4 protein-coding genes are annotated in these 3,909 nt (G+C 34.5%); all 4 read left to right on the top strand.

What is annotated here, in order from left to right:
* The first annotated feature begins 181 nt into the window (after positions 1 to 181).
* A complete protein-coding gene (locus tag IQ242_RS26340) occupies positions 182 to 1,798 on the top strand; it encodes a VWA domain-containing protein (RefSeq protein ID WP_370583025.1) in 1,617 nt (538 codons plus the stop codon).
* Between the two features lie 324 nt (positions 1,799 to 2,122).
* Entirely contained in the window at positions 2,123 to 2,350 is a 228-nt protein-coding gene (locus IQ242_RS18935; RefSeq protein ID WP_193961032.1) for a hypothetical protein, read from the top strand.
* A gap of 118 nt (positions 2,351 to 2,468) precedes the next feature.
* On the top strand, positions 2,469 to 2,759 hold the full coding sequence (locus IQ242_RS18940) for a type II toxin-antitoxin system VapC family toxin (protein WP_228021087.1): 291 nt from the start codon (positions 2,469 to 2,471) through the stop codon (positions 2,757 to 2,759).
* A 297-nt stretch (positions 2,760 to 3,056) separates the two neighbouring features.
* On the top strand, positions 3,057 to 3,909 hold an 853-nt coding region (locus IQ242_RS26345), incomplete at its 3' end, for a hypothetical protein (protein WP_228021088.1).

The following is a 3,909-nucleotide window of genomic DNA, read 5'->3' on the forward strand; positions in this document are numbered from 1 at the left end:
AAAGTCTGTGGACTCTGTGTAAGACAGTACATGGTTTTTTAACTGTGGTATGCGACGGTGGTGGAAGCAGAAACTTAAATCGTGAGGTTTAGGAATCGCCGCACTTTTAGGGCGGCGAGGATGTCAATTTGCCTTACCCCCTGCTATTACCCCTGTCACTCCCTCTATTCCTAAAGTAGATATACTCTTCGTTTTAGATGTCACTGGAAGTATGAATGAGGAGATAAATGGCGTAAAAGAGGGAATTCAGCAGTTTTCCCAAGAATTAAGCAGTCAAAAGCTAGATGCAAAAATCGGTTTAATTGCCTTTGGCGATCGCTTATATGGGGAAGAAAGCCAGATTTTAAGCTTTCCCGACGGAGTTTTTACCGCAGATCCGACTTTATTTAGGCAAAAAGTGGCGGAAATTCAACAAGTTAATGGCGGAGATGCTCCAGAAAGCAGTTTAGATGCTTTAAATTTAGCAGCAAATCAGCCTTTTCGCTCAGATTCGACTAAAGTTATCCTTCTGATCACGGATGCTCCTCCTCGAGTCCCTGATTTAACCATGAAATCCTTAGATGAGGTTAATCAAAGTTTAAAGACTCATAACATTAACCAGCTTCACTTAGTTATACAACCCAGTGATCAAGCTATTTATCGTCAATTACAGGCAAATGATTATTTTATTAATTTAATCTGGTATCATGGTGGAAAAATTGAGTCTCTATCGTCATCTGATAGTAACAAACAGTTATTGAAGAATTTAGCCAAGGTATTTGAGGCAATGATCAAGTATAAAAAAGATCACGAAATTAAGACAGATCCTAATAATGATTATACTACACTAGCGGTTATTACTCAAATTTTAAAACATGATGTTCCTACTGATTTATGGAAAAAGTGTCATTTGACAGTCAATTTAGGAAAAGAAGACAAAATAGCGTTAACTCCTGAAGGTGATAAAGATGTTACCATCAATTTAGGAAAAGAAGACAAAATAGCGTTAACTCCTGAAGGTGATAAAGATGTTACCATTATTTCTCTTAAAAGAAAACCCCTTTGGTTTGAACCTTTTATCCCATATATTATCCCTTTATTAATAACCCTTTTATTACAAGGGGCTTCACTGGTTTTTATCTTCGCTTTAAAGCAGCAAATAGAATCTGTAAATCAGGAACTACAATTAATGACTGAATTAACTCTACCAGATGGGTTGGACAAAATAGTTAATGATCTGGCTCAGTATCAAAAGATTGATAAAACAAAAAGTAAAAAGGCAATTATTAAAATTTTTAAGTTACAAAAAAGCTTATCTGAGCAAAAAGAAATAAACTGGAAACAGTTAATTGAAAATTATCAAACAGGAAAAAAGATAAAACCAACAGGTATTGTAGGAGTAAAATCAGATAGTCAGACTAGAGAGGCTATAATCAAGGATATTAAAGTAAGTCTAGGGCTATCAACTCCTTCACCCACTGTAGATACGAATTGGCAAACTAATGTCAAATCCTTAAACGCTATAGTTGAAGATAACGCTCATGATGATTCAGAAAAAGGAAAAAGAAAAGGGCTTATTGTTAAAATCTTAGATTTTCCAAAAGATACTCCTTATGAGGATATAATCAAACAGGAGAACTCCCAACAGTTAAAAGAAAAAATTAAAGCTTTTCAGAAACAACAGTTTCATAAATGGAACACTTATGATGGTCTGATGTCAGAAGGTGGTGATACATATAAAAAACTCAATTCACTGGTATCTTTGAGACTATCTAATCCCCCATCATCTCAACCTGAAATAGATAGTCCAGGTCCCTAAGTGGGTGTTGTGCTATCCTCTTATGAAAAACTAGATATACTGTAGGGACGCAAGTGTTGTGCGTCCTATCAATTAGCGTTTGATTGAGGAAAATTAAAGTCTATCTGCACTTAATATTATTATCAATTAGACGGGAGAAAATCAATTCAAATTCGGTATTCAGCCAAAAGAACCATCAAAGTTATATATAGCATTTCCCAATCTCATGAGATACAGTCAATTGGTTGAAAAAACAGTTCTGTATAGCTTTTACTTCCGACTTCCCACCTCATAATTCTGACTTCTGCTATAATGATTTTAACTATCTTCAAATAGCTTAATCTTATGACTTCCTATCAAACTCAGATAACCCTTGATAACTCTCAGCAAATCCTTCTCTCTAATTTACCCTTCAAAGAAGGAACCAAGCTGAACATTAATATTGAGGTTGTTGAAGAAGATATAGCTGAATCTTCTTCCGATTTTGAAACGCTTTTAGAAAATACTCAAGGAATATGGACAAAAGGAGATGGGTTAGAATATCAACAGAAAATTCGAGAGGAATGGTCATGAAAAAACTGATAGATTCTTGTATTCTGATTGACCATTTTAACGGAGTTTCAGCAGCAACCAGCTATCTTAAAAACATAAAAACGATGCTTGTATTTCTATCATTACTAAAGCAGAAGTCTTGATTGGATTTGAGGATGAAACCACCTTTCATCAAGCTCAACAAGTTTTATCCTACTTTCACCTAATAGAATTAGATAAAACTATCATCGATTTAGTCATCCAACTTCGTCGTGAACAAATCAGGAAAAAGTTGAACAAACTCCCCCATCAAAAGAGCATAAAATGGAAATTACCCGATGCAATTCAAGCAGCGATTGCCCTTCATTATAATCTTAAATTAGTCACTCACAATACTAAAGATTTCGACTTAACTCAACATCCCTTTGTTGAAGTTCCCTATACAGTTTAACCTAGTTTTTAGGATAGTAAAGTATCGTTCTAACATTAACTCATTTGGTGTCATGACTTGATCCTCATTAACTTTCTTTAGTCTGTCCCATTTATCGAAGTTAAATGCGATCGCTGATCCAGCTTCGCCTAAATTTTATCTCAACTATAATAAAATTGTATTATTTAACCGCTACCCTGCATAACTTCCCCCCGATTCTACGATAAAAGATTGAATAGAGACTCATTTTAGGGTGAGGCGATCGCCATTAACGGTACATAAATACTAAGCAATAATCCTTACTTTTGACAAAAAATCATGAGTATTATTGAGATTCACGAATTTAGTACAGGAGTTAGAGTACAATCTTCACAAGTTCACCCACAAGTTTTCTGGTGGGTGGAAGATTACACCGAAAAAGACTTTATGAATTGTACCTTAGAGCCGATTCCCGATGTGGTTTATCAAGCCATTGATGAGGAATTATTAAAAATTCCTTGCTTTCCTAAAAGTTTAAACCCTCAAAAATTTGTTATAATCGGTCGAGAAGTTAAAAATAAAAAAGAGGCTTGGTCAATCATTGCTGTTATTAGTAAAGGACAAGATCGCAACAGAGAAGAAGTATTATTATATCGTTATTGTATAGCGCAAGGATTAGGAAAATTAACGGATTTATTAGCATGGTTTAATACTAATAACAAGCCAACTTTCGACCATTTTTATCAAAAATATATCGGACAACCCCACTTGTATGATGATTCTAAGACCCGTCATAATGATGCTTTAACACTGCCGCAATTTAAACCATTATTAGAAGAAAAAAATCCTTGTTTAGTGATTCCTCATGATCTAACCTGTACGGTTATTATGATCAATCAACTGGCAGAAAGAAGAAAAAAGAAAAACAAATTAACCGCATGGTCTTATCAGATTGAAGAAATTTATAAACCCCAAACCTTTCAAGTGATTTATCCTCTAAACTCTGATGCTGAAAATTATCTTAGGAAAAAAGTTTCTCAAAGGTTCAAACCTAAAATTTTTAATAATTTATTGGGTTTTCTTGGTGATTTTTATCAACTAATGACCCATACTATTAAAGTACCGCTCTTTCTTTTGGTGGGTATCTTTTTCGTTGGTGGAACTCTGATTTCTTTCCCCGCTTGTCTTGTTT

The organism is Microcystis sp. LEGE 08355, from assembly GCF_015207185.1.
Lineage (GTDB): Bacteria > Cyanobacteriota > Cyanobacteriia > Cyanobacteriales > Microcystaceae > Microcystis > Microcystis panniformis.

Coding starts and splice junctions, on each gene's coding strand:
- IQ242_RS18935 (WP_193961032.1), top strand. CDS start 2,123: ATGACTTCCTATCAAACTCAGATAACCCTTGATAACTCTCAGCAAATC.